The organism is Myxococcus sp. CA005 (genome assembly GCF_006518205.1).
In the GTDB taxonomy this organism is placed as follows: Bacteria; Myxococcota; Myxococcia; order Myxococcales; family Myxococcaceae; genus Myxococcus; species Myxococcus xanthus.
Window position 1 is genome coordinate 1 of the sequence record NZ_SRLV01000116.1, and the last position, 22,225, is coordinate 22,225.

18 protein-coding genes, 6 tRNA genes and 1 pseudogene are annotated in these 22,225 nt (G+C 68.2%); 5 read left to right on the top strand and 20 right to left on the bottom strand.

Annotated elements, in window-relative coordinates; translation table 11 throughout:
- On the top strand, window positions 1-599 hold a 599-nt coding region (locus FMQ63_RS33260), incomplete at its 5' end, for a tol-pal system YbgF family protein (RefSeq protein WP_368667216.1).
- A gap of 70 nt (window positions 600-669) precedes the next feature.
- Here FMQ63_RS33260 and FMQ63_RS33265 read toward each other — a convergent pair.
- A complete protein-coding gene (locus FMQ63_RS33265; RefSeq protein WP_011552112.1) occupies window positions 670-1,860 on the bottom strand; it encodes a tRNA-uridine aminocarboxypropyltransferase in 1,191 nt (396 codons plus the stop codon).
- Between the two features lie 160 nt (window positions 1,861-2,020).
- On the opposite strand from FMQ63_RS33265, the gene FMQ63_RS33270 reads away from it, so the two are divergent.
- Both FMQ63_RS33270 and FMQ63_RS33275 read left to right on the top strand, forming a co-directional pair.
- On the top strand, window positions 2,021-2,785 hold the full coding sequence (locus tag FMQ63_RS33270; RefSeq protein ID WP_011552111.1) for a 16S rRNA (uracil(1498)-N(3))-methyltransferase: 765 nt from the start codon (window positions 2,021-2,023) through the stop codon (window positions 2,783-2,785).
- Window positions 2,786-2,816: 31 nt separating this feature from the next.
- Window positions 2,817-4,361 carry an aminopeptidase P family protein gene (locus tag FMQ63_RS33275; RefSeq protein ID WP_171452348.1) on the top strand — a complete coding sequence of 515 codons (1,545 nt, stop codon included), beginning with the start codon at window positions 2,817-2,819 and terminating at the stop codon, window positions 4,359-4,361.
- Window positions 4,362-4,371: 10 nt separating this feature from the next.
- Here FMQ63_RS33275 and FMQ63_RS33280 read toward each other — a convergent pair whose 3' ends face one another.
- The 15 genes from FMQ63_RS33280 to FMQ63_RS33350 form a co-directional block, all read right to left on the bottom strand.
- Window positions 4,372-5,772, bottom strand: coding sequence for a DUF2914 domain-containing protein (locus tag FMQ63_RS33280; protein WP_011552109.1), 1,401 nt, complete (start codon window positions 5,770-5,772; stop codon window positions 4,372-4,374).
- A gap of 92 nt (window positions 5,773-5,864) precedes the next feature.
- Window positions 5,865-6,185: a Grx4 family monothiol glutaredoxin gene (grxD, locus tag FMQ63_RS33285; RefSeq protein ID WP_011552108.1), complete on the bottom strand. Its 321-nt coding sequence runs from the start codon at window positions 6,183-6,185 to the stop codon at window positions 5,865-5,867.
- A 14-nt stretch (window positions 6,186-6,199) separates the two neighbouring features.
- Entirely contained in the window at window positions 6,200-6,457 is a 258-nt protein-coding gene (locus tag FMQ63_RS33290) for a BolA family protein (protein WP_011552107.1), read from the bottom strand.
- Complete coding sequence (locus tag FMQ63_RS33295; RefSeq protein WP_011552106.1) at window positions 6,457-7,002, bottom strand: YqgE/AlgH family protein; 546 nt, start codon at window positions 7,000-7,002, stop codon at window positions 6,457-6,459. The genes FMQ63_RS33290 and FMQ63_RS33295 overlap by 1 nt, the downstream gene beginning before the upstream one ends.
- 72 nt (window positions 7,003-7,074) lie before the next feature.
- A complete protein-coding gene (locus FMQ63_RS33300) occupies window positions 7,075-7,536 on the bottom strand; it encodes a response regulator (RefSeq protein WP_011552105.1) in 462 nt (153 codons plus the stop codon).
- Window positions 7,537-7,640: 104 nt separating this feature from the next.
- Window positions 7,641-8,453, bottom strand: a complete 813-nt coding sequence (locus tag FMQ63_RS33305) for an ABC transporter permease subunit (RefSeq protein ID WP_011552104.1) — start codon at window positions 8,451-8,453, stop codon at window positions 7,641-7,643.
- Complete coding sequence (locus FMQ63_RS33310; RefSeq protein ID WP_011552103.1) at window positions 8,450-9,334, bottom strand: ABC transporter permease subunit; 885 nt, start codon at window positions 9,332-9,334, stop codon at window positions 8,450-8,452. The genes FMQ63_RS33305 and FMQ63_RS33310 overlap by 4 nt, the downstream gene beginning before the upstream one ends.
- Window positions 9,335-9,419: 85 nt before the next feature.
- Window positions 9,420-11,117 (bottom strand): peptide ABC transporter substrate-binding protein, encoded by a 1,698-nt coding sequence (locus FMQ63_RS33315; RefSeq protein WP_020478533.1) that lies wholly within the window; start codon window positions 11,115-11,117, stop codon window positions 9,420-9,422.
- Window positions 11,118-11,254: 137 nt separating this feature from the next.
- Window positions 11,255-13,708 carry an endopeptidase La gene (gene lon / locus FMQ63_RS33320; protein ID WP_011552101.1) on the bottom strand — a complete coding sequence of 818 codons (2,454 nt, stop codon included), beginning with the start codon at window positions 13,706-13,708 and terminating at the stop codon, window positions 11,255-11,257.
- Window positions 13,709-13,906: 198 nt separating this feature from the next.
- Window positions 13,907-16,072: a prolyl oligopeptidase family protein gene (locus FMQ63_RS33325; protein WP_020478534.1), complete on the bottom strand. Its 2,166-nt coding sequence runs from the start codon at window positions 16,070-16,072 to the stop codon at window positions 13,907-13,909.
- Between the two features lie 194 nt (window positions 16,073-16,266).
- Entirely contained in the window at window positions 16,267-17,550 is a 1,284-nt protein-coding gene (clpX, locus tag FMQ63_RS33330; RefSeq protein ID WP_011552099.1) for an ATP-dependent Clp protease ATP-binding subunit ClpX, read from the bottom strand.
- Between the two features lie 216 nt (window positions 17,551-17,766).
- Complete coding sequence (gene clpP / locus FMQ63_RS33335; protein WP_011552098.1) at window positions 17,767-18,387, bottom strand: ATP-dependent Clp endopeptidase proteolytic subunit ClpP; 621 nt, start codon at window positions 18,385-18,387, stop codon at window positions 17,767-17,769.
- 21 nt (window positions 18,388-18,408) lie between these two features.
- Window positions 18,409-19,686, bottom strand: a complete 1,278-nt coding sequence (gene tig / locus FMQ63_RS33340; RefSeq protein WP_011552097.1) for a trigger factor — start codon at window positions 19,684-19,686, stop codon at window positions 18,409-18,411.
- 106 nt (window positions 19,687-19,792) lie between these two features.
- Window positions 19,793-19,874: transfer RNA gene (locus tag FMQ63_RS33345), tRNA-Leu, on the bottom strand.
- 104 nt (window positions 19,875-19,978) lie between these two features.
- Window positions 19,979-20,051: transfer RNA gene (locus tag FMQ63_RS33350), tRNA-Lys, on the bottom strand.
- A gap of 380 nt (window positions 20,052-20,431) precedes the next feature.
- Between FMQ63_RS33350 and bet the strand changes: the two genes are divergently transcribed.
- Complete coding sequence (gene bet, locus FMQ63_RS33355; protein WP_011552096.1) at window positions 20,432-21,526, top strand: phage recombination protein Bet; 1,095 nt, start codon at window positions 20,432-20,434, stop codon at window positions 21,524-21,526.
- Window positions 21,527-21,613: 87 nt separating this feature from the next.
- Here the strand turns inward: bet and FMQ63_RS33360 are convergent.
- The 4 genes from FMQ63_RS33360 to FMQ63_RS33375 all read right to left on the bottom strand — a co-directional run bounded on the left by FMQ63_RS33360 (window position 21,614) and on the right by FMQ63_RS33375 (window position 22,067).
- A tRNA-Arg gene (locus tag FMQ63_RS33360) sits at window positions 21,614-21,687 on the bottom strand.
- A 23-nt stretch (window positions 21,688-21,710) separates the two neighbouring features.
- Window positions 21,711-21,784: transfer RNA gene (locus FMQ63_RS33365), tRNA-His, on the bottom strand.
- Window positions 21,785-21,883: 99 nt separating this feature from the next.
- Window positions 21,884-21,957: transfer RNA gene (locus FMQ63_RS33370), tRNA-Arg, on the bottom strand.
- Between the two features lie 36 nt (window positions 21,958-21,993).
- Window positions 21,994-22,067: transfer RNA gene (locus tag FMQ63_RS33375), tRNA-Pro, on the bottom strand.
- On the opposite strand from FMQ63_RS33375, the pseudogene FMQ63_RS33380 reads away from it, so the two are divergent.
- Window positions 22,040-22,225: pseudogene (locus FMQ63_RS33380) on the top strand (hypothetical protein); the annotation flags it as partial. The gene FMQ63_RS33375 and the pseudogene FMQ63_RS33380 overlap by 28 nt on opposite strands.

Consider the following 22,225-nt stretch of genomic DNA (forward strand, 5'->3'; position numbering starts at 1 on the left):
CCCCCAGCCAGAAACCCGAGCCGACCGACGCGCCCACCCCCATGACGCCAGGCGCGGTAGCGGCGGTGACGCCCACGCCGCGGGAGCCCATCGGTGAAGCCCCGGCGCCCGAGCCCGCGCCGCCACCGGCGAATGCCCTGGCCCCCGTGGCCGCCGCGGGAAGTACCCCGACCGCGCCACCGGCCCCCGTGGACCCGAACCACGAGTTCGCGCCCTACCCCGTGCCGTCGGTGAACGGCCCCAGGCCGCCCGCGCCGGAGCCCCAGCCGACTCCGGAGGCCGTGGCGAAGCAAACACCGAAGCAGCGCGAGCCGTTGATTCCCATGGCGCTGATGTCCAAGGACGCCGACGAGCGATTCCTGGGCTACGCCCGGCTCAAGGTGAACTCGCGCAAGTGCGAGAGCTTCCTGGTAGGCCTGGACGAGATTGCCCAGCGCAGCCCAAGGGCGTCCCACCGCGAGCAGGCGCGCTACCTTCGCGCGCGGTGCTTCGAGGAGAAGCTCGAATCGCACCGGGCCAAGGACGAATACCGCCGGTACCTCAACGACTTCCCGCGAGGGCGCTACGCCAAGGAGGCCAAGACGGGACTGCTGCCCTGAGGCGGGCGGGAGATGACGGCCTCATGTGCCCGCCCGCGACGCACAGCACGGACGGTAACGGGCCTCGGACTCAGCTACCCGTGCGAGGCAGCTTCTGAGGCGGCTCGGTGGCGTTGCCGCGAGCCACCAGCTCGCGCACCACGGACTCCAGCGCACGAATGCGCCGGCCCGCGCGGCCCGGGGCCCACTGCGGCAACTCCGGCCCCTGCAACAGCGTCATCGCCTGCTCCACGCCGCCCGCCTTGCCCTTCAGCGCGCGCGCGGTAGCCAGGCGCACGCTGCTCGCCGGACGCCGGGTGATGCCGCCCGCCCACAGCAGGTCCAGCGCGAACGTGGTCCACACCGCCAGCTCGTCATCGGGGCGGAGGAAGGCCTCGAAGCGCTTCATCGCCTCGGCCCGGGGCTCGCCCGCGCGGAGGATGTCCTCCGACAACTCCACATGCAGCGGCGTGCTGTAGGCCAGGGGCTGCTCCGGCGCGATGATGGCCTCGAAGCGCTCGCCCGTGGCCGGACGGCACGCCACCGCGTGCACCAGCTCGGTGGGAATCTCCTCGCCGCCCGCGGGGTGCGCGTTCGCCTCCCCGTAGAAGACGACGAGCTTCTCGAAGCGCTCCGCCAGCGTGCGCAGCTCCAGCGGTGGACGCCACGGCCCGAAGTAGATGCGGCGCCGATTGGGTGAGGTGCGCGCCGATTGCCGTTCCAACTGCGTATCCACCATGTACTCGAAGGCCCGCAGCATCGTGTCGAAGCGCGCGGGGTCCCCTTCCAGGATGCCCAGCATCTCCACCACCGCCTCGATGGTGGACACGCAGTGGTCCGCGGGCTCCGCGCGGATGCGATAGTTGCTGGGCCGGCGCGGCACGAAGCCGATGCGCGGCAGCCCGGCCAGCACCGGGTTGCGCGACACGACCTTCTTCGCCTGCGGCCAGGTGCCGTCCACGACGATGAGCGTCTTGGGAGGATTCAGCCGCGCCTCCTCCACCGAGATGGCGTCCTCGCCCGGGAAGAGCACCGCGACGGAGTCCCGCTGCGCGGCCAGCTCCTCGATTCGCCGGTGGCCGGAGAAGTCCACGCCCTCATGCAGCTCGGAGTTGCTCAGCGACAGGTGGGCCATGCGCGCGGTGCCAATGGCCACGCGGCTCTCGCGCGGGTGCTGGAGGAACACGACGCGCGTGCGAGTCTCCAACCGGGGCGGCAGTTGCGCGCAATAACACGCGCTCTCGGGACGGCGGCAACGCAGGCAGAGGTTACGCACGGCCACCGCCTTTACGGCACGCTCCGAGCAGGGGCAAGTCCCACCACGGGAGGGCCGGGCAGGCTGGGTGCCCGGGGGCCGGCTTCCCCGGGGCAACAGCGGCCGGGCACCGCCCCCCTGGACCGAAGATTCCCCAAGCCTCCAGGCGACGGAGTACAGAGGCCCGGTGAACCTGCTGCTCCTCCTGGACGAAGACTTCCTGCCCGACGGCACCGCGCGCCTCACCGGACGGCGGGCCCAGCACGCCCGCGAGGTGCTGCGCGCCGAGCCCGGCGAGTCCCTCCGCGTAGGACACCTGGGAGGCCTCACCGGCACCGGCGAGGTGCTGGAGAACAGCGCCGGCGTGCTGCACCTGCGCGTCACCCTCACCGAGCCTCCGCCCCCGCGCGCGGGCATCGACCTGCTGCTGGCCATCCCCCGCCCCAAGGCGCTGAAGAAGGTGCTGCCCGCGGTGGCCTCGCTGGGCGTGGACCGCATCGTCCTGCTCAACGCGGCGCGCGTGGAGAAGAGCTACTTCGATTCCAAGGTGCTGGACCCCGCCTTTGTCCACGAGCTGCTCATCCAGGGACTGGAGCAGGCCCGGGACACGCGCCTCCCAGAGGTGCTGGTCCGAGAGCGCTTCCGTCCCTTCGTCGAAGACGAGCTCGACGCCTTCTTCGGCCCCCAGACGCTCCGCCTGCTCCCCCACCCGCCCGCGAGGCAGTCGCTCCGAGCGCTGGGCGTGGGTCTGGCCCAGCGCGTCGTACTGGCCATTGGACCGGACGGCGGCTGGGTGCCCTTCGAGGCCGACCTCCTGGAAGCCCATGGTTTCCACCCGTTTTCGTTGGGGCCCCGCATTCTTCGCGTGGAGACGGCCGTGCCCGCCCTCCTGGGGCAGGTGGCGCTTCTTCGGGAGGACATTGCGGCACCGCCCGCGACAACTCTGACTTGAAGGCGCGCCGTGGTCGGGTGAAGAGTTGTCCATGGCCACGACCCGTTCTTCCGCCGCCGCTCAGCCCGCCCTGGGCGAGCAACAGCCGATTGTCACCTCCGAGGAGCAGGCCCCCGCGGCAGCGCCCGCGAAGCCCGCCACGCACGACACGGTGCCACCGCCGGCCCTGCTCGACTTCATGATGAAGTCGTGGAAGCCGCGCTCGAAGAAGCTGCCCCCGAAAATCAAGCAGGCGGAGGCCTTCAAAGCCCGCCGCCGGGCGCTCTCCAAGCTGTTCCCCGGCGAGACGCTCATCATTCCCACCGGCCACGAGAAGGTGCGCGCCAACGACACCAACTTCCGTTTCCGGCCGGGCAGCGACTTCTACTACCTCACCGGCAACCTGGAGCCGGACTGCGTCCTCGTCCTCCAGCCCAAGGAGAAGGGTGGCCACACCGACGTGCTCTTCGTGGAGCCGAACCCGGGCCGCACCGACGCCACGTTCTTCACCGACCGCGTGAAGGGGGAGCTGTGGGAAGGCCCCCGCCTGGGCGTGAAGGAGAGTCAGGCCCGCTACGGCGTGGACCAGGCCCGGAGCCTCAACGAGCTGCCGGCCTTCCTCTCCGGCCTCAGCGGCGCGGAGAGCCGTCCCACGCGCTTGCTGCGCGGCCTGTCGCCCAAGGTGGACGGCGCCGTCCCGGCGCCGGGTGAGAAGGACAAGGGGCTGGCCCAAGCGCTGTCGGAGATGCGGCTGCTCAAGGACGCGCAGGAGCTGCGTGAACTCCAGACGTCCATCGACTCCACGCACCGCGGCTTCGAGGACGTCATCCGTGGCCTGAAGACGGCGAAGACGGAGCGCTACGTGGAGGGCATCTTCAACCTCCGCGCCCGCGTGGAAGGCAACGACGTGGGCTACCGCACCATCGCCGCCTCCGGCGCCCATGCGTGCATCCTGCACTGGCACCACAATGACGGGCCGCTCGTTCCCGGCGACCTGCTGCTGCTGGACGCGGGCGTGGAGGGCCAGACGCTCTACACCGCGGACATCACCCGCACCCTGCCCATCTCCGGGAAGTTCTCCAAGGAGCAGCGCGAAATCTACGAGCTGGTGCTGGAGGCGCAGGACGCGGCCTTCGCCGAGGTGAAGCCGGGCAACGACTTCATGGAGCCCAACCGCGCGGCCATGCGCGTGCTCGCGGAGGGCCTGGAGGCCCTGGGCATCCTCGAGGACGCCGAGGAGGCGCTCAAGGACGAGCACCAGTTCTACAAGCGCTACTCGCTCCACAACGTCAGCCACATGCTGGGCCTGGACGTGCACGACTGCGCCCAGGCGCGGCAGGAGACCTACAAGTACGGGAAGCTCCAGGCCGGCATGGTGCTGACGGTGGAGCCTGGCCTCTACTTCCAGATGGACGACCTCACCGTGCCCAAGCGCTACCGGGGCATCGGCGTGCGCATCGAGGACGACGTCGTCGTCACCGCGCGCGGCTGCAAGGTCCTCTCCGCCGACATCCCCCGCAAGGCGAAGGATGTGGAGGCGTGGATGAAGTCCCTCTGGGCGGCGGACAAGGCCGCCCGGAAGGGCAAGAAGAAGTAGGCCCGGCGCGCTACTTCGGCTTCGGCGCGGCGGTGGCGGGTTTCGCCGCCGCGGCCGCGGCCCGCTCCTGCCACTCCGACAGCGCCAGAGGCTTCACGTCCTTGAGCGTGGACACGGCGACCTCGTAGACGCGGGGCCCGGGGTTCGCATCCGGCCCGGCGGTGAAGTTGAGACGGTGGATTTCGTGCCCGGCCTCCGTCTCCAGCACCACGCGCCACTTGCCGGGCTTCAGGTTGGACGTCGTCGCGTAGAAACGGTAGCCGCCGTCCGTGCCGTTGCTGCTGACGGTGGCCATGAAGCCGTTGCCGTACGTCGTCCAGCCCTTCTGCGGGTCGTCGAAGTACCAGCGCACGCGGACCTTGTACGACTGGAAGTGCTTCGGCGCGAAGATGCGGAAGAAGTAGTAGGGCTTGTCCCCCGGCTGCATCAGGAAGTCCGGCCCGCCCCACGTCCACGGCTTGTACCAGGCGCCGGAGTCCACCGAGGACAGGTGGTAGATGCCCGGGCTCACCCGCTCCACCTGGTGGTAGATGCCCGCGAACTGCACGGCCACGGGCAGCGGCGGAATCACGCCCACCAGGTACAGCCCCAGCAGCGCGGCCTGCACGCCGAAGCCAGGGATGGCCACGTTGCGCAGCAGGTACCGGTTGTCCGGCCGCCAGCGCCGGATGAGGCGCATCACCCCGAAGATGCTCGCGCAGCCCATGGCGACGGCCAGCAGGAAGACCCAGAAGCCCATCCGCCCCAGGACCACCGGGAGCAGGCAGACGAAGTACATCGTCACGCACAGGCTGAGCAGCACCATGCGCATGATGGGCCCCAGCCTGCGGAACAGGGGCAACTCGTTGGCCGCCAGCAGGGCGAAGAGGCCCACCACGAACAGGTAGGGCAGCGCGCCCGACGTGCTCTTGAAGAGCAGCAGCATGAACGCGCTGAGCAGGCTTCCGAAGAGGAAGTGGATGCCGTCCTCGCGCCAGCGCCAGACCTTCTGCAGGAACTTCGGCGGCTCGACGCCGTCCGGGTAGCGCTGCTCCAGCAGCAGCAGTCCCGTGAGGACCAGCAGGTAGCCGAAGTTCTGCGCCAGCGTCAGCGTGTCATCGATGCGGCTGATGGTGAGGACGTCGTAGATGAAGCCGCCGAAGAAGAAGACGGCCATCTCCCACTTCTCATGGCGGGCGCGGAACTGCTGCACCTTGTCCATGAGGGTGGGCGTCTTCGCCGTGTCGACCAGGTCGTCCGGGTCCACCACCACGCCCGGCGCCTGGGCCGGCAACACGGCGTCCGTCAGGGCGACGGCTGCGTGGTTCTCTGCGACGGGGACGCTCGCCTCGACGGCGGGGCCCGCGTTGGGCACCTCGGCGGAGGCTTCGTCCGGATTCTCGGGGGCGTTGTGACGGGTAGCGGTGACCACGGAGGTTCCTCGGGGCGGCGGCCTTCCATCCTAGCCGCAGCGAGGGGAATCGGTCTCCCCTCGCCCGTCACTCCCCGAGGCCCCGTCCTCCGCTAGGCCGGACTCTTGCCCGCGACCAGGTCGGCCAGCTCACCGCGCTCGGCCAGCTCCATCAGGATGTCGGAGCCGCCGACGAACTGCCCGTTGATGAAAATCTGGGGAATGGTGGGCCAGTTGGTGAAGTCCTTGATGCCCTGGCGAATCTCCGGATCCGCGAGCACGTCCACCGTGTGGACCTGCCCCAGGGGCTGCAGCAGCTGCAGCGCCCGCGCGGAGAAGCCGCACTGGGGGAAGAGGGCGTTGCCCTTCATGAAGAGCACAATCTTGTGCGACCGGGTCTCCTGCTCCAACCGGGCCTTGAGTTCAGGCGTCATGGGTACCGCTCCTTCTAGCGAGTCCCGAGCTTCTTCCACTGCTCGGGAGAATAGGTCTTTAGCGCGAGCGCATGCAGCTCGCCGCTCTTCAGCCACTGCTGGAGCGGCGCGTATACGAGCTGGTGCTGCTGCACCATGGCTTTCCCAGCGAAGTCGGGGCTCACCACCCGGGCCTCGTAGTGGTCTCCCGTCCCGGTGTAGTCCCGCACCTCTACCTCGGAGCCCGGCAGGGCCTCCAGGATGCGGGCCCGGATGAATTCGGCGTCGAGCATCAGTTCATTCCCCTTCCCATCACCAGCATGGCGGGGTCCACCCCCATGCCACGCAGCGTCGTATCCCACAATTTCGACGGCTCGTGGCCAAGCACCGCCTCCGCGGTGGCCTCGGTGAAGAGCCAGGAGCCGGCGGCAATCTCGCTCTCCAGCTGGCGCGGGCCCCAGCCCGCATACCCCAGGCAGAAGCGCAGGCGCGGGTTGGGATTGGTCAGGAGCGGGCCTAGCGCGTCCAGCGTCACGCTCAGGAACAGGCCAGGCAGCACCGAGTGCTTCTCGCGCTGCTCCGTGTCGTCGTGGAGGACGAAGCCCCGCTGGGGCTCCACCGGGCCGCCCAGGTAGACGGAATGTTCCTTCCGCCCGGCGGCGATGCCCAGGTTCTGCCCGCGCGCCAGCTCACCGAGCGTCAGGGGGGCCCCCCGGTTGATGACGAGCCCCATGGAGCCCGACTCCGAGTGCTCCAGCATCAAGACGACCGAGCGATAGAAATTCGGATCGCCGAGCTGGGGCATGGCCAGCAGCAAGCCGGGAGCGAGGTTCTTCACCCCAGGAGCATCAACCGTTCACGCGGATGGCGCAACCGGAACCCGCCCCGGCGCCCCTGGCCAGAGGGGGCATCAGTGCCAGCTCGTGTGCCTGGACTGGAGGGCCTCGGCCAGCCGCTGAGGATCCAGGGGTTTGCCGATGAAGAGGTCCGCGCCCAGGCCCTTGCACTTGCGCGCCATGGCCGCGTCGCTCAGGGCGCTGACGCCGATGAGGACGGACTGAGGGAAGCGCTCGCGCAGCCGCGACATCAGCGTGGCGCCGCTGCGACCGGGCAGGAAGACGTCGACGATGGCGGCGTCCATGCGCTTGTTGCGCACGGCGAATTCAGCCTCCTCGGCGCTGCCCACGGGCAGGGGCTCGTAGCCCCAGCCCGCCAGCATCTCCACGAGGATTTCGCGGTGGGACGGATCATCCTCGACGACGAGCACCGCGGCGCGCGCGGGCTCCAGCTTGAGCAAGTCCGTGCGCTCCTCGCGCTCGCGGGTGTCGAGTTCGGTGAAGGTGGCAAGCTCTTCGCTAGGCGTCAGGGACATGGAGGCACCAATGTGGGCAAAAGGTTTCCGTGTGTGGACAACCCCTCCCCCAACGTTGGGAATTCCACGCCACACCGGGGCCGGGGCCCCAACTCCAGCGCTCGTCAGGTCACCCGGCGGGGGGGCCCGGAAAGCGCCTGGGAGGCGAGCGAGGCACCGAGCACCAGCAGCACGAGCAGCGCCCAGGCGGGCAACACCACCCGGCCGCCGCCCTCGTAGATGAGGGCCGCGTAGCTGGTGCCCAGGTAGCGGCCCAGGGACATGGGCTCCATCCGGGCGATGCCGAAGAAGCTCACGGTGGACTCGGTGAGGATGGCGGCGGGAAGCCGCGACAGGAACACCGCGAGCGCGAAGGGCCGAAGCGCGGGCCACAGGTGGACGCGCAGCAGATGCAGGCCGCCTCCACCGAGCGCCCGGGACGCGGCCACGTACTCCTGGGATTCGAGCGTCGCCAGGCGGTTGCGGAACATGCGCGCGGGCCCCGCCCAGCCCACCAGGGCCAGCGAGACGACCATCAGGCCGAAGGGGCCCAGGCCGCCGCCCGCTCCCGCGTCGGAGAGCGACTGCCCCGCGAGTTGGAGCACCATCACCACCAGCACGTCCGGCAGGGCGAAGACGGCGTCCACGGCGCGCAGCAGCGTCTGCTCCACCGCGCCGCCGGACAGCCGCGCCACGGCGGCCACGGCGAGCCCGATGAACGTGGAGAGCGCGCCCGCAGCGAGCCCCACAGCGAGGGAGACCCAGAGCCCGCCAAAGGCGAGTTCGCAGACGGTGCGGTCCGGGCGCGTGGGGTCCATGCCCAGCGGACAGGTGCTGGACAGGGCCTCCGGGAAGAGCCGCCCCGCCACGAGGCTGAGCAGGCCCAGGCCCACGAGGAGCACCAGGCCGACGCGGGCGCGCACGGGAACGCGGCTCATGCCGAGGCCTCCCGGGAGCGCGGGTCCACGGCGTAGCGCAGCACCTCCACCGCGAGGCTCACGATGACGAGCAGGGCCGCGAAGGTGGTGGTGGCGACGACGACGACGGCCACCTGCTTGTTGAGCACGGCGAGGACGTAGAGCTGGCCGAAGTACGGCAGGCCCAGGACGCGCTCCGCGGCGAAGGAACCGGCGAGCAGCGACGTGGCCACCGGCCCCACGGCGTCCAGCATCGCGGGCCACACGTTGGGCAGGACGTGACGGCGCAGCACGGCGGCGCGCGACAGGCCCTTGCCCAGCGCGGTGCGTACGTAGTCGCGCGACAGCTCCGCCTCCAGCGAGTCGCCCACGAGCGTGCCCAGGAAGATGCCGGGCCAGATGGACGTTACCAGCGCCGCGCACAGCTCCGGCAGCAGGTGTCCACGCTCCACCACGCCAGGCGCGAGCAGCAGCGCGGGGATGAAGACGGGCGTGCCGAACGCCACGGCGGGCACCACGTCACCGAGCGCGGCCCACGGGCCCTTCCTCCACCGGGTCCGAAGCAAGGCAAAGCCCAGGGCCCACGTGAGCGAGAGTGGCAGCGCCATCAAGCCCACGCCTACGCTGCCAGACAGCTTCGTCAGCAGCTCATCGCCGGTGATGCCCTGGGCGCTCGTGCCCAGACGCTCGCCGCGAAAGAGCTTCTCCCACGGGCGGAGGAAGCCCAGCGGCTCGCCGATGCCCAAGTCCCTCCGGTACGAGGCCGCGAGCTCACGCGACACCTGCCGCTTCGCGTCCGTCTCCGTGGTCAGCGGAAGCGAGGCCATGAGGAAGTACGACGCCACGGCCACGACAGGCACCAGAACCACCTGCCGCAACAGTCGCTGGGCGATGGCCCTCATGGCCCGCCTCTTGAGTGCAGAACGACGCCATGAGCCACTCGCGAAGCACGCATGTGCCCAAAGCCGCCATGAATACCGCTGTCGCTCACGGCGACTCCCCCGCCCAAGGCGCATCCGACGCCGCCCCCAAGCGAAGCGCGCGCAGCGCCAGGAAGTTGAAGGGGTCCACGTCCAGCCCGCGAAGCCGCGAGCGCGCGCGGTAATAACGGTCCGGGTGGTACAGGGGCGCAATCACGGCCTGTTCCCCCACGAGCACCTCCTGCGCCTGGACATATGACGCTTGCGCAGTCGCCGCATCCGGCGCGCTGTCCCCCGCCTCCAGCAGCCGCTCGAAGCGCGCCAGGGGCTCGCCGCCCGCCTGCGTCTCCCACCCTGTCTGGTGGTTGCCCTCACGCTCGAACAGCGTGAAGAACGTATTCGGGTGCGCGTAGTCCGCCCCCAGGCGCCTCAGGTACAAGTCATACGTGCGAGGCCCCTGCGCGGAGCGCCGGGCAATCTCCGCCGAGAAATCCGAGCGCGCCTCCAGCACCACCCGCACCCCCACGCGCGCGAGCTGCGCGGCCACCCGCTCCGCGATGGCCACCTCGGGAACGAATCCATCCCCCGACCGGTAGACGAGCCGCAACGGCCGCTCGACACCCGCCAGCTCCGCCCGAGCCTGCTCCGGCGCATAGCGCGGCAGCCGCGCGGCCTGCTCCGGCGTCGCGGCCCCTGGCAGCTCCGGCGGAAGCAACACATGAGACGGCCGCGCCGCGGGCAGCAGTCCCGCCAGCAGCGCCTCGCGGTCCAGCGCCCGGGACAGCGCGCGCCGCACCTCGGGCCTGTCCAGCGGCGCCTTCTCCGTGTTGAAGGCCAGGAAGTACGTGGACAGCAACGGCTCGCGGCGCAAGTCGTCCGGCCGGTGGATGCGCAGCGCCGCGGCGCTGTCCACGAAGACGAAGTCCACCCGCTCCCGCTCGTACAGCGCCGGACCGATTTCCGACTTCATCAGCGTGATGACCGGAACGGGCGTCTCCCCTTCTGCCATCCGCGGCGGAAAGGCCGAAGCCGGGTTGTGGACCAGCCGCACCCGCTCCCCCGCGCGGTCCCACCGCTCGACGCGGTAGGGCCCCAGCGCCAGGGGGCGGCCATCGCGCGGACGGTCGAAGTAGTCCCGAACCTCCTCATCCGACTTCCCCTCGAGGTCCGCCGAGGGCGCCGGATAGAACAGGTACACATTGGCCACGCGCGCCAGGAAGTAGCTGCGCGGCCGAGCCAGCGTCACCCGAACCGTGTGCGCGTCCACAGCCTCCACGCCCACGCGCTCCAACGCGGCGCGAACCTCGGCCTCCGGCGCGCCTCGCTCCTGGAGCGCCAGCGCCTCGGAGGCCCCCTCCAGGTCCGCCATCTCCCCGCGCTCGCGGCCCTGCAGCGCGCGCCGCCAGCCCACGACGAAGTCACGCGCCACCAGTGGTGCCCCATTCGACCAGCGAACATCCCGCCGCAGGTGGAACGTGTAGACATCCCGCCCCTGCCCGTCCGTGACGCGCTCCCACCGCTCGGCCAGCCCCGGCTCCACGCCGTGGTCCGGCCCCAACTGCGTGAGCCCGCGCTGGGTGGCCAGCATCACCGGGTAGTTCGCCCAGCTGTCCGGGTCCGAGTGGCTCCAATCCAGCGTGGTGGGCATGGCCGGCACCACCACCTTCACGCCGGGCTCCGGCTGGAAGCCGCACGGTCCACACGACGCGGCCCACACGGCCAGCAGGTACCACCACCACCGGAGTCGAGCGCGCGGAGCCACCAAGGCCCCTTCTACCCCGAAGGTCCAGGCGCCAGAAAAGGAGAAGCCAGGAACCCGGCGACCTTGGTCGTCCGGCGTCCTGGCTTCCCTTCAGCTCGGCCCGACAGGCGCGGCGGCCCACCGGGTGCTGTCTGTCTCCGCTAGGCCGGGGCCACGGCCGGCGAGGCCGGCAGCTCCGTGGTGCCACCCAGCTTGCCGCCGTCCGTCGTCGGCTTGCGGCCGAACTCCTCCGGCTTCTCCAGCACCAGCGCCTCGCGCAGCACGTCGTCCACGAACTCCACCGGGACGATGCGCAGCTGCTTGCGAATCTTCAGCGGGATGTCCTTCAGGTCCTTCTTGTTCGCCTTCGGGATGAGGACCGTCTTGATGCCCGCCCGGTGCGCGGCCAGCGTCTTCTCCTTCAAGCCGCCAATGGGGAGCACCCGCCCACGCAGGGTGATTTCACCCGTCATCGCCACGTCGCGGCGGATGAGCACGCGGGTGAGCGCGCTCACCAGTGCGGTGCAGATGGTGACGCCGGCGGACGGACCGTCCTTCGGAATCGCGCCCTCCGGCAAGTGGACGTGGATGTCGTAGTTCTCGAACACCTTGCGGTCGATGCCGAAGCGCTCGGCGCGGCTGCGCACGTAGGACATGGCCGCCTGCGCGGACTCCTGCATCACCTCACCCAGCTTGCCAGTGATGATGAGCTTGCCCTTGCCCGGCATGATGGTGGCCTCGGTGGTGAGGATTTCACCGCCCAGCTCCGTCCACGCCAGGCCCGTGACGATGCCCACCTGATCCTCGGCCTCCGCCATGCCGTAACGGTAGCGGGGCGTGCCCAGGAACTTCATGGCCATCTTCCGGTCCACGTCGATGTCCCGCTTGCCGTTCTTCAGCACGTCGCGGGCAATCTTGCGGAACACGCCGCCAATCTCACGCTCGAGCGAGCGCACGCCCGACTCCCGCGTGTAGCGGTGGATGATGGTCCGCAGCGCCGGGTCGGAGATGTCCACCTTGAGGTCCGACAGCCCGTTGGCCTCCTGCTCCTTCGGGATGAGGTATCGGCGGGCGATGGAGAGCTTCTCCGGCTCCGTGTACCCCGCGATGCGAATCACTTCCATGCGGTCCTGCAGCGGACCGGGGATGTTGTGCATCGTGTTCGCGGTGCAGATGAACATCACCTTGGACAGGTCGTAGTCGAGGTCCAGGTAGTGGTCGTTGAAGGTGTGGTTCTGCTCGGGGTCCAGCACCTCCAGCAGCGCCGCGCTCGGATCGCCACGGAAGTCCGTGGACATCTTGTCGATTTCATCGAGCAGGAAGACGGGGTTGTTGCTGCCCGCCTTCTTCAGCGACTGGATGAGCTTGCCCGGCATCGCGCCGATGTACGTGCGCCGGTGGCCACGAATCTCCGCCTCGTCACGAACGCCGCCCAGCGACAGGCGCACGAACTTGCGGCCGGTGGCCCGAGCAATGGAGCGCGCCAGCGACGTCTTGCCGACGCCCGGAGGACCGACGAAGCACAGCACGGGGCCCTTGAGCTTCTTCACCAGTTGCTGCACGGCCAGGTACTCGAGGATGCGCTCCTTCGGCTTCTTCAAGCCGTAGTGGTCCTCGTTGAGCACCGTCTCCGCCTCAGTGACGTCCAGACGGTCCTGCGTCTCGTCGTACCAGGGGAGGCTGATGATCCAGTCGATGTAGTTGCGGACGACGGTGGCCTCGGCGCTCATCGGGCTCATCATCCGGAGCTTCTTCAGCTCCTTCTTGACCTTGAGCGTGGCCTCCTTGCTCATCCGCTTGTTCTTCAGCTTCTCTTCAATCTCCTGAATCTCGTTCTTGAACTCGTCGCGCTCACCCAGCTCCTTCTGAATGGCCTGCATCTGCTCATTCAGGTAGTACTCCTTCTGGGTCTTCTCCATCTGCTTCTTGACGCGCGTGCGGATCTTCTTCTCCACCTGGAGAATCTCGATCTCACCCTGCATCAGCTCGTAGAGCTTCTCCAGGCGCTTGGCCGGGGACTCCGTCTCGAGCAGGGCCTGCTTGTCGTTCAGCTTCAGGGAGAGGTGCGCGACGATGGTGTCGGCCAGCCGCGCCGGGTCGTCGATGCTGGCCACCTGCATCAGCATCTCAGGCGGGATGCGCTTGTTGAGCTTGACGAAGGCCTCGAAGACGGAGTGGACGCTGCGAACGAGCGCCTCCAGCTCCACCGTCTTCTCCGTCTGCTCCTCCACCTCCTCCACCTCGACCATGAAGAAGGCGTCGTTGGGGTGGAACTTCTTCACCTTGGCGCGGCGCACGCCTTCCACCAGCACCTTCACCGTGCCGTCGGGCAGCGGGAGGAGCTGGATGACGTGGCCCAGCGTACCGAAGTGAAAGATGTCGTCGGGGGTAGGGTCGTTCGTCTTGGCCTTCTTCTGCGCGGCCAGCAGGATGACGGCCTTGTCGTCCGGCCCCTTGTGCGCCATCGCGTCCTTCAACGCCGCGATGGACTTCTCCCGGCCGACGAACAACGGCACCACCATGTGCGGGAACACGATGATGTCCCGAAGGGGCAAGAGCGGGACCGTCAAACCCCGCTTCTGGGCTTCCTTCTTGTCGTCACGTCCGAAGAACATGTATCCGCCACCTGCGGGCCCTCGGAGTTGCAGGCCCCTAGAAGAGTTGCCCGTCTGCTCGCTCGCCGAGCATTCGTACGGGATGCAGCAGTTCTATAACACGGCGTTTCGCGGCGCCGTTCCCCGGCTCAAGATTGGGGAACGGCGTCTTGCCATCAAGGGAACACCCGAGGCTCCCTCGGGCGTCCGCTTGGGGTGTCAGCGGCCCTGCGCCGCCACCCCACCCTGTGCCCCCTGGACATCCAGGACTTGGAACAGGAACGAATACAGGTCCACGCTGGACTCAATGGCCTTGGCCACCTGATCCGCGCCACCGTGGCCCGCGTTGGCCTCGATGCGCAGCAGGGCCGTCGCCGGGTTTCCGGGCGAGTTCTGCACCGCCGCCACGAACTTGCGGGCGTGCATGGGGTCCACCCGGTCGTCGTGGTCCGCCGCCATCATCAGCAGCGCGGGGTAGCGCACGTCCGGCCGCACGTGGTGGTAGGGCGAGTAGGCGTGCAGCGTCTTGAAGTCCTCGGGCTTCTCCGCCGTGCCGTACTCCGGAATCCAGGTCCGGCCGCTGCCGAAGAGGTGGTAGCGCACCATGTCCAGCAGGGGCACCGCGCACACCACCGCGCCGTACAGCTCCGGCCGCTGCGTCATGGCCGCGCCCACCAGCAGGCCGCCGTTGCTGCCGCCGTAGATGGCCAGCCGCTTGGGCTGCGTGTACTTCTGCTGGACCAAGTACTCGGCCGCCGCGTGGAAGTCGTCGAAGACGTTCTGCTTCTTGTCCAGGCGGCCGGCGTCGTGCCAGGCCTTGCCGTACTCGCCGCCGCCGCGCAGGTTGGCCACCGCGTACACGCCGCCCGCGTCCAGCCAGGGCAGGATGCTCGAGCGGAAGTTGGCCTCCATGTTCACGTTGAAGCCGCCGTAGCCGTAGAGCAGCGTGGGCGCGTTGCCGTCACGCTTCAGGTCCTTGCGGTGCACCACGAACATGGGCACCTTCGTCCCGTCCTTGGACGCGTAGAAGACCTGCTCGACCTGGTACTGCTCCGGGTTCATGGGCACGTCCACCTTGGCCCAGAGCTCAGACTTCCCGGTGCTGACGGACGTCTTGTAGATTTGACGGGGCGTGGTGAAGGACGTGAAGACGTAGTAGGCGTCATCCAGGTCCTCCAGCCCCATCAGGTTGGACGCCGCGCCCACGCCCGGCAGCTGCACCGTGCGCACCGGCTTGCCCTTCAGCGTGGCCACGCGCACCTCGGACGTCGCGTCCTTGAGGTACTCCAGCGACAGGTGCCCGCCGACGATGCTGACGGACAGCAGGGACGCGGACGAGTCCTCGGGGACAATCTCCTTCCACGACGCGCGGGCCGGCTTCGCCGGATCCACCTCGAAGACGCGCTGGCGCGGGGCGCCCTCGTCGGTGAGGACGTAGAAGCGGTCCTTCCAGGCGTGCACCTCGTACTTGGCGCCCACGCCCTTCACCAGCAGGCGGAAGTCCTTCTCACCCGGCCGCTTCCAGTAGACGTCGTTCTCGCTCCAGCCGCGGAGGATGTAGACGAACAGGTACTTGCCGTCGCGGCTCAGGTCGCTCTGGAGGAACGTCGTCGGGTCGCCGGTGCGCTCGTGCACCACGGTGTCCTTCGACGGCTCCGTGCCCAGCGTGTGGTAGCGGATGGTGGTGTAGCCGGGGCGCTCGTCCACCTTGATGGACGGGTCCGTGGGCAGCCACTCGTAATAGAAGCCCTTGCTGTCGGGCGTCCACTTGGGCGTGGCGTACTTGCCGCCCTCGATGACGTCCACCTTGGACCACTCGCCAGAGTCCACGTCGATGACGTGCAGCACCGCCTCATCCGCGGCGTTGGGCTTCTGGGCGAAGGCCACCTTCTTGCCGTCCCAGGACACGGCCCACGTCCCCAGGGACACGGTGCCGTCCTTGCTCCAGCCGTTCGGATCCAACAGCACCTTCTCCTGCCCGCTCTCCCCCTGGCGCCAGTAGAGGATGGCCTTCTCCTTGTCCTTGTGGGTGCGGACGTAGAAGAAGCGCCCGTTGCGGCGCGACGGGGTGGAGACGGAGTCGGTGTAGAACAGCTCCTTGAAGCGCGCGGCCAGGGCCTCACGGCCGGGGAACTTCGCCAGCGCTTCGCGGGCGTGCGCGTTCTGCGCCGTCATCCACGTCTGGACCTCGGGGGCCTTCTCGTCCTCGAGCCAGCGATACGGGTCCGCTACCTGGACGCCGTGCAACGTGTCGACAACCTGCTCCGCCCGGGTCGCCGGGTAGGACATGCGGGGAGACTCCTCGGATACGGGGGCCGCGGAGGCTGCCGCGGGCAGCTCATCACGCGCGGCCTCCTTCTGGGAGGCACACGCCGCGAGCGACATCAAGGCGGGAACGAGCAGCTTTCTCATGGGCCCAGCACATACAGAAAGGCCCCCGGCCGTCCCACAAAAAGTGTGGCGGGGCCAACGCAAGCCCGGCCCCTCCCCTGACGAAAGAGGCGCGCCCGGACCACACCGGGTGGTTCCGTGACGCGCCCCGTCAACCAGACAACACCGGGCCCCTACGGGCCCTGGCGTCAGGCGGATTCCTTCTTCGGCTCCGCGGCTTCCTTCTCCGGCTGGGCGTGCAGCACCACCGGCTCGCTCTTCTTGAGAATCACTTCCTCGGAGATGAGCACCTCGCGGGCCGTCTTGCGGGACGGGATTTCGTACATCACGTCCAGCATGGCCGACTCCAGGATGGAGCGCAGGCCACGGGCGCCCGCCTTGCGGCGGATGGCCTCGTTGGCAATGGCCTTGAGGGCGCCGTCGGTGAACTTCAGCGTCACGCCGTCCAGTTCGAAGAGCTTGCGGTACTGCTTGGTGAGCGCGTTCTTCGGCTGGTTGAGGATGTTGATGAGGGCAGCCTCATCCAGTTCCTCCAGCGCGGTGATGATGGGCAGGCGGCCGATGAACTCCGGAATCATGCCGAACTTCAGCAGGTCCTCCGGCTCCACGTGCTTGAGCAGCTCCGTGAGGCTGCGTTGCTTCTTGGACTGCACGTCCGCGCCAAAGCCCAGGCTGCGACCGCCCATGCGCCGCTCAATCACCTGGTCCAGCCCGCCGAAGGCGCCGCCGCAGATGAAGAGGATGTTGGTGGTGTCCACCTGCAGGAACTCCTGCTGCGGGTGCTTGCGGCCACCCTTGGGCGGAACATTGGCCACCGTGCCTTCGATGAGCTTGAGCAGCGCCTGCTGAACGCCCTCGCCGCTGACGTCGCGGGTGATGGAGGGGTTCTCCGACTTGCGTGCAATCTTGTCGATTTCGTCGATGTAGACGATGCCGCGCTGGGCCCGCTCGATGTCGTGGTCGGCGGCCTGCAGCAGGTTGACGATGATGTTCTCCACGTCCTCGCCCACGTAGCCGGCCTCGGTGAGGCACGTCGCGTCGGCGATGGTGAAGGGCACGTTGAGGATGCGCGCCAGCGTCTGCGCCAGCAACGTCTTGCCGCTACCGGTAGGCCCCAGGAGAAGGATGTTGCTCTTCTGGAGCTCCACGTCCTCCATCGCGACCTTGGACTCGATGCGCTTGTAGTGGTTGTGCACGGCGACGGAGAGCGTCTTCTTCGCCCGCTCCTGCCCAATCACGTACTCGTCCAGGACCGCCTTGATTTCGGAGGGCCGGGGGATGCGCAGCTTCGTGTCCTTCGTCTCCTCGCGGTCGATCTCCTCCGCGATGATGTCGTTGCACAGCCCGATGCACTCGTCGCAGATGTAGACCGTCGGCCCCGCGATGAGCTTCTTGACCTCCTTCTGTGACTTTCCACAGAAGGAGCAGCAGAGGGTCTGGTTGTCTCGCTTCTCCACGTTCTTGCCCGCCATTTCGTCCCTCGCTGCGCCTGAAAGGCCCCCGCCCCCGAACTCCACCCCGTTCCTGGCTCGGACCAATCTAGTCAGCCCCCGTCCGGAACGTCCACGCGCCTTCCGGGTACTTAACAGGACCTGTGCCGTGACGCAGAAAGCAGAAAGCCGGAGTCGCGGGGGCGCATTCCCGCGGCTCCGGCTGCCGGCCGAGGCCCCGAAGCCTCGGCAATCCGCCTACTTCTTCTCTTCCTTACCCAGTCCCACGACCTTCCGGGGATTCTGGATCTCATCGATGATGCCGTAGGCCTTTGCCTCGGACGCGCCCATGAAGTAGTCGCGGTCCGTGTCCTTCTCGACACGCTCGATGGACTGTCCGGTGTGCTTGACGATGAGCTCGTTGAGCTTCGCCTTCATCCGGAGGATTTCCTTCGCCTGGATTTCAATGTCCGTTGCCTGACCGCGCACACCACCCAGAGGCTGGTGAATCATGATGCGACTGGACGGCAGGGCGTAACGCTTGCCCTTGGCACCGGCGAGCAGGAGGACGGCCCCCATGGAGGCCGCCTGCCCGACGCAGATGGTGGACACCGGACACTTCACGTACTGCATGGTGTCGTAGATGGCGAGGCCCGCCGTCACCGAGCCACCCGGCGAGTTGATGTAGAGGTTGATGTCCTTGTCCGGGTCTTCCGACTCCAGGAACAGCAACTGGGCGACGATGACGTTGGCCACGTCATCGTCGATCTCCGTGCCCAGCATCACGATGCGGTCCTTCAGGAGCCGGCTGTAGATGTCGTACGAGCGCTCACCCCGGTGGGTCTGCTCGATGACGTAGGGAACGGGCATGAAGGGCATGTCGACCTCGGTGAGGGAACCTTACGAATACTTCGCCCGGCTCCTCAGGAATTCAATCGTCTTTTCCTCCCGGAGTCGGAGAGACAACCCGAGCCGCTCGTCGGCGCCCTTGAAGTACTTCTGCACCACGGCGACCGGCTGGCCCGCCTCGTTGGCGAGCTGCTCGATGCGGGCGTCCACGTCCGCGTCGGAGGCCTGGATGCCCTCCTTCTGAGCGATGGACTCGAAGAGCAGCGTGCCCTTCACTTCCTGGAGGGCCTTCTCGCGCATGTCTTCGCGCAGACGGTTGAAGTCCAGGTTCAGCTGGCGGGGGTCCACACCGGAGCGCTGGAGCTGCTGCAGCGCGCCGCGCAGCATGGAGTCCATGGCCCGCTCCACCATGGCGCGGGGCACGTCGAAGGTGTTGCGCTCCAGCAGCGCCTTCATCAGCGCCTCACGCTCCTCGCCCTCCACCTGGGACTTGCGCGCCTTCTCCATGTCCTCACGGAGCTTGGTGCGCAGCTCGTCAATGGATTGGGCGACGCCCGACTGCTTGGCGAAGTCGTCGTTCAGCTCGGGGACGATTTCCTTCTGCACGCCCTTGAGCGTGATGTGGAAGCGCGCCGTCTTTCCGCGCACCTCCTCCACCCGGTACTCCTGCGGGAAGGCGTAGTCGATGTCCTTGGACTCGCCGACCTTCACGCCCTCCAGGGCGGCAATCTTGGACTCCACCAGCTCACCGGGCTGCACCTGCACGGTGATGCCCTCCGCCTTGCTGCCCGCGAACGGCTGGCCGTCCACGGTGGCGTCGAAGTCCACGGTGACGTAGTCGCCGGAGGCGGCGGTGTCGCGGTCGGTGACGGGCTCCAGCCGGGCCATCGACTGGCGCATGCGCTCCAGCTGCTCGTTCACCTGCTCGTCGGTGACGGCGGTGTCGGACTTCGTCAGCGGCAGCTCGACGTAGTCCTTGGCCTCCACCTTGGGCTTCACCTCGACGCGAGCCTCGAAGGTGAACGGGGTGTTGGGCTTGAGGCCGGAGTTGGTCACCTGCGGCGTGGCGACGACCTCCACGTTGTGCTCGCGGATGGCCTCCACGTACGCGCTCTGCACCACGCGCTGGATGACCTCGTCCTCTACCTGGTCACGGAAGCGCTGCTCCAGGATGCGGCGAGGCACCTTGCCCTGACGGAACCCCGGCAGCCGCACCTGGCGGCCCAGGTTGGAGTACGCGCGGGACAGCTCCTCCGCCACGCGGGCATTGTCGACCTCGATGGAGAGCTTCTTCTCAATGGGAGAAAGCTCCTCGACCTGGACCTTCATGCGGGCCTCGCTCGCCACCGCCGCCGGACAATCAGTCGTTTCGGGCGGTGCCGGAAAAGTGGGACGTGCGCCTTTAGGGGATAGGCACGAACGGGTCAACGCGAAATGGGCGAGGAGGGACTCGAACCCTCACACCTTGCGGTACCAGATCCTAAGTCTGGCGCGTCTACCAGTTTCGCCACCCGCCCGGGTTGCGCCGTCGTGCACTGCACCGTCTTACCGCGAAACATCCACGGGACGGCAGAGGCCGGAAAAACAAAAAGGCCCCTCCATTTCTGGAGGGGCCTCACAGTGAGAGCGGAGGGAATCGAACCCACAACCTATGGATTAAGAGTCCATTGCTCTGCCAATTGAGCTACGCTCCCGGCACTGCCCCGGTCCGCCGCCTGCGCGGCGTCCAGGTGGCGGCGGTAACTACAGAACGCCGCCTGCTGTGTCAAAACGTTTTTTCACGCCCCCCTTCATTCCTGTCCGTGGCGGTTCGTCTCCGGTGCTTTCCGGAGCCGATGCTGGTCCGCATGCCCTTCAGCCGGGCCCGGCGCGTGACGCAGGCATGTGAAGCGAGCGCCCCACTCCGATGTTCAACATGGCCGTAGCACGCTGTTCGTCCCAGCCTGGCGGGACGGCGAGCGAGTGATGGCTCGCGGTCAGTCACCTCGAGAGCACCGAGCACCCCGCGGCAACCATGCGGGCGGACGGAGGTCGTCCGCCCTTTTCGCGCAGGACGTAGCAGGAGAAGACAGAGATGGAAGCCAACCCCCAACAGAAGGCGGAAGGAACGGCGGCCGGCCAGGGTGGCCAGCACGCCGGGTGGACACGGGAGCGCGTGGAGCTCGTGAAGCGGACCATCTGCCCTCGCGGCATCAGCGAGGACGAGTTCGCCCTCTTCATCGAGCAGTGCAAGCGCAGTGGCCTGGACCCGCTCCTCAAGGAGGCCTTCTGCGTGGCGCGTCGGCAGAATGCCGGCAACCGCGAGCGGCCCAACTGGGTGACGAAGTACGAGTTCCAGCCCTCCGAGGCCGGAATGCTCGCACGCGCCGAGCGCTTCCCGGACTTCAAGGGCATCCAGGCGAGCGCGGTGTTCGCCGAGGACGACATCGTCGTGGACCAGGGCCGAGGCGAGGTGGTGCACCGCTTCAACCCCGCCAAGCGAAAGGGCGCGCTGGTGGGTGCCTGGTCGCGTGTGGTGCGCGAGGACAAGCTGCCGGTGGTGGTGTGGTTGGACTTCAGCGGCTACGTCCAGCAGACGCCGCTGTGGTCCAAGATTCCCACCACCATGATTGAGAAGTGCGCCCGCGTGGCCGCCCTGCGCAAGGCGTACCCGGAGGCCTTCGGCGGACTCTATGTGCGGGAGGAAATGCCCGCCGAGGACTACGAGTCGCACTCGGACGAACACGGCAGCGGCCCCTACGAGGTACTGGGCTCCAAGCCCGGCCCCCTCAAGGCGTCCTTCCCGCCGCTGGCGCCCCAGGAGCCGCGCGCGTCCCAGGCCGCCGCGGCGCAGTTGGACATCGACGTGCCGCTCCAGCCCAAGCAGCCCCGCGAATCCACCCTGGAGGCGGTGCCCGCCGCCAATCCGGAGCCCGCGGCGCCACGCCCCAAGCCGAGCGCCGTGGTGGTGGCGTTCGGCCCCCACAAGGGGAAGACGGCCTCCGAGCTCTCCGACGACGAGCTGAGCGAGTCCATCGACCTGGCCAACGAGAAGCTGATGGAGCAGCCCCGGGCACGCTGGGCCAAGGCCATGCGGGAGAACCTGCTGGCGTTGGAGGCAGAGACGGAGCTGCGCTGCCGGGTGCCAGCGTCGAAGGGCGATGGCAACGGCGCGGCCCATGATGCGTGACGCTGAGCAGGAAACCATCAGGCCGTGAGGGGGCGCCCCCGCTACGAAAGTGGCGGGGGCGTTCCTGCTTCAACCTGCTGGAAGGTGCGCGCTCGGAGGGACTTGAACCCCCAACCCCCGGGTTCGAAGCCCGGTGCTCTATCCAGTTGAGCTACGAACGCAATTTCGAGGGCGGGTAAAGAAGGGCGGCCAACCGGGATCGAACCGGCAACCTCCGGAGTCACAGTCCGGCGCTCTAACCAGTTGAGCTATGGCCGCCGTTACAGCTTTACCGCGAACGGCGTTTGAAGCGGCGGCTTCCCTACCTTGGAAACCAGGCCCCTGACAAGGCCCAAATACGACTTACGGCCAGGTTAGCGCCCCAGGCAGGGCTCGAACCTGCGACCCCCGGCTTAGAAGGCCGGTGCTCTATCCAGCTGAGCTACTGGAGCTGGCCGGGCCGCCTGCTTCCGATGCTGCACTTCAAGTCGGGGCGAGAGGATTCGAACCTCCGACCCCCTGCGCCCAAGGCAGGTGCGCTACCAGGCTGCGCTACGCCCCGAGAAGTCCGGCATTGTTGAACCATCCCGAACGGACTACGACGAGGACTCCACCGCGGATGTGGACCTGAACCTGGTGGCCACCGCGGACGGCCGCATGGTGGAGCTGCAGGGCACGGCGGAGCACCAGCTCTTCGACCGCAAGGCCCTGGACGCCATG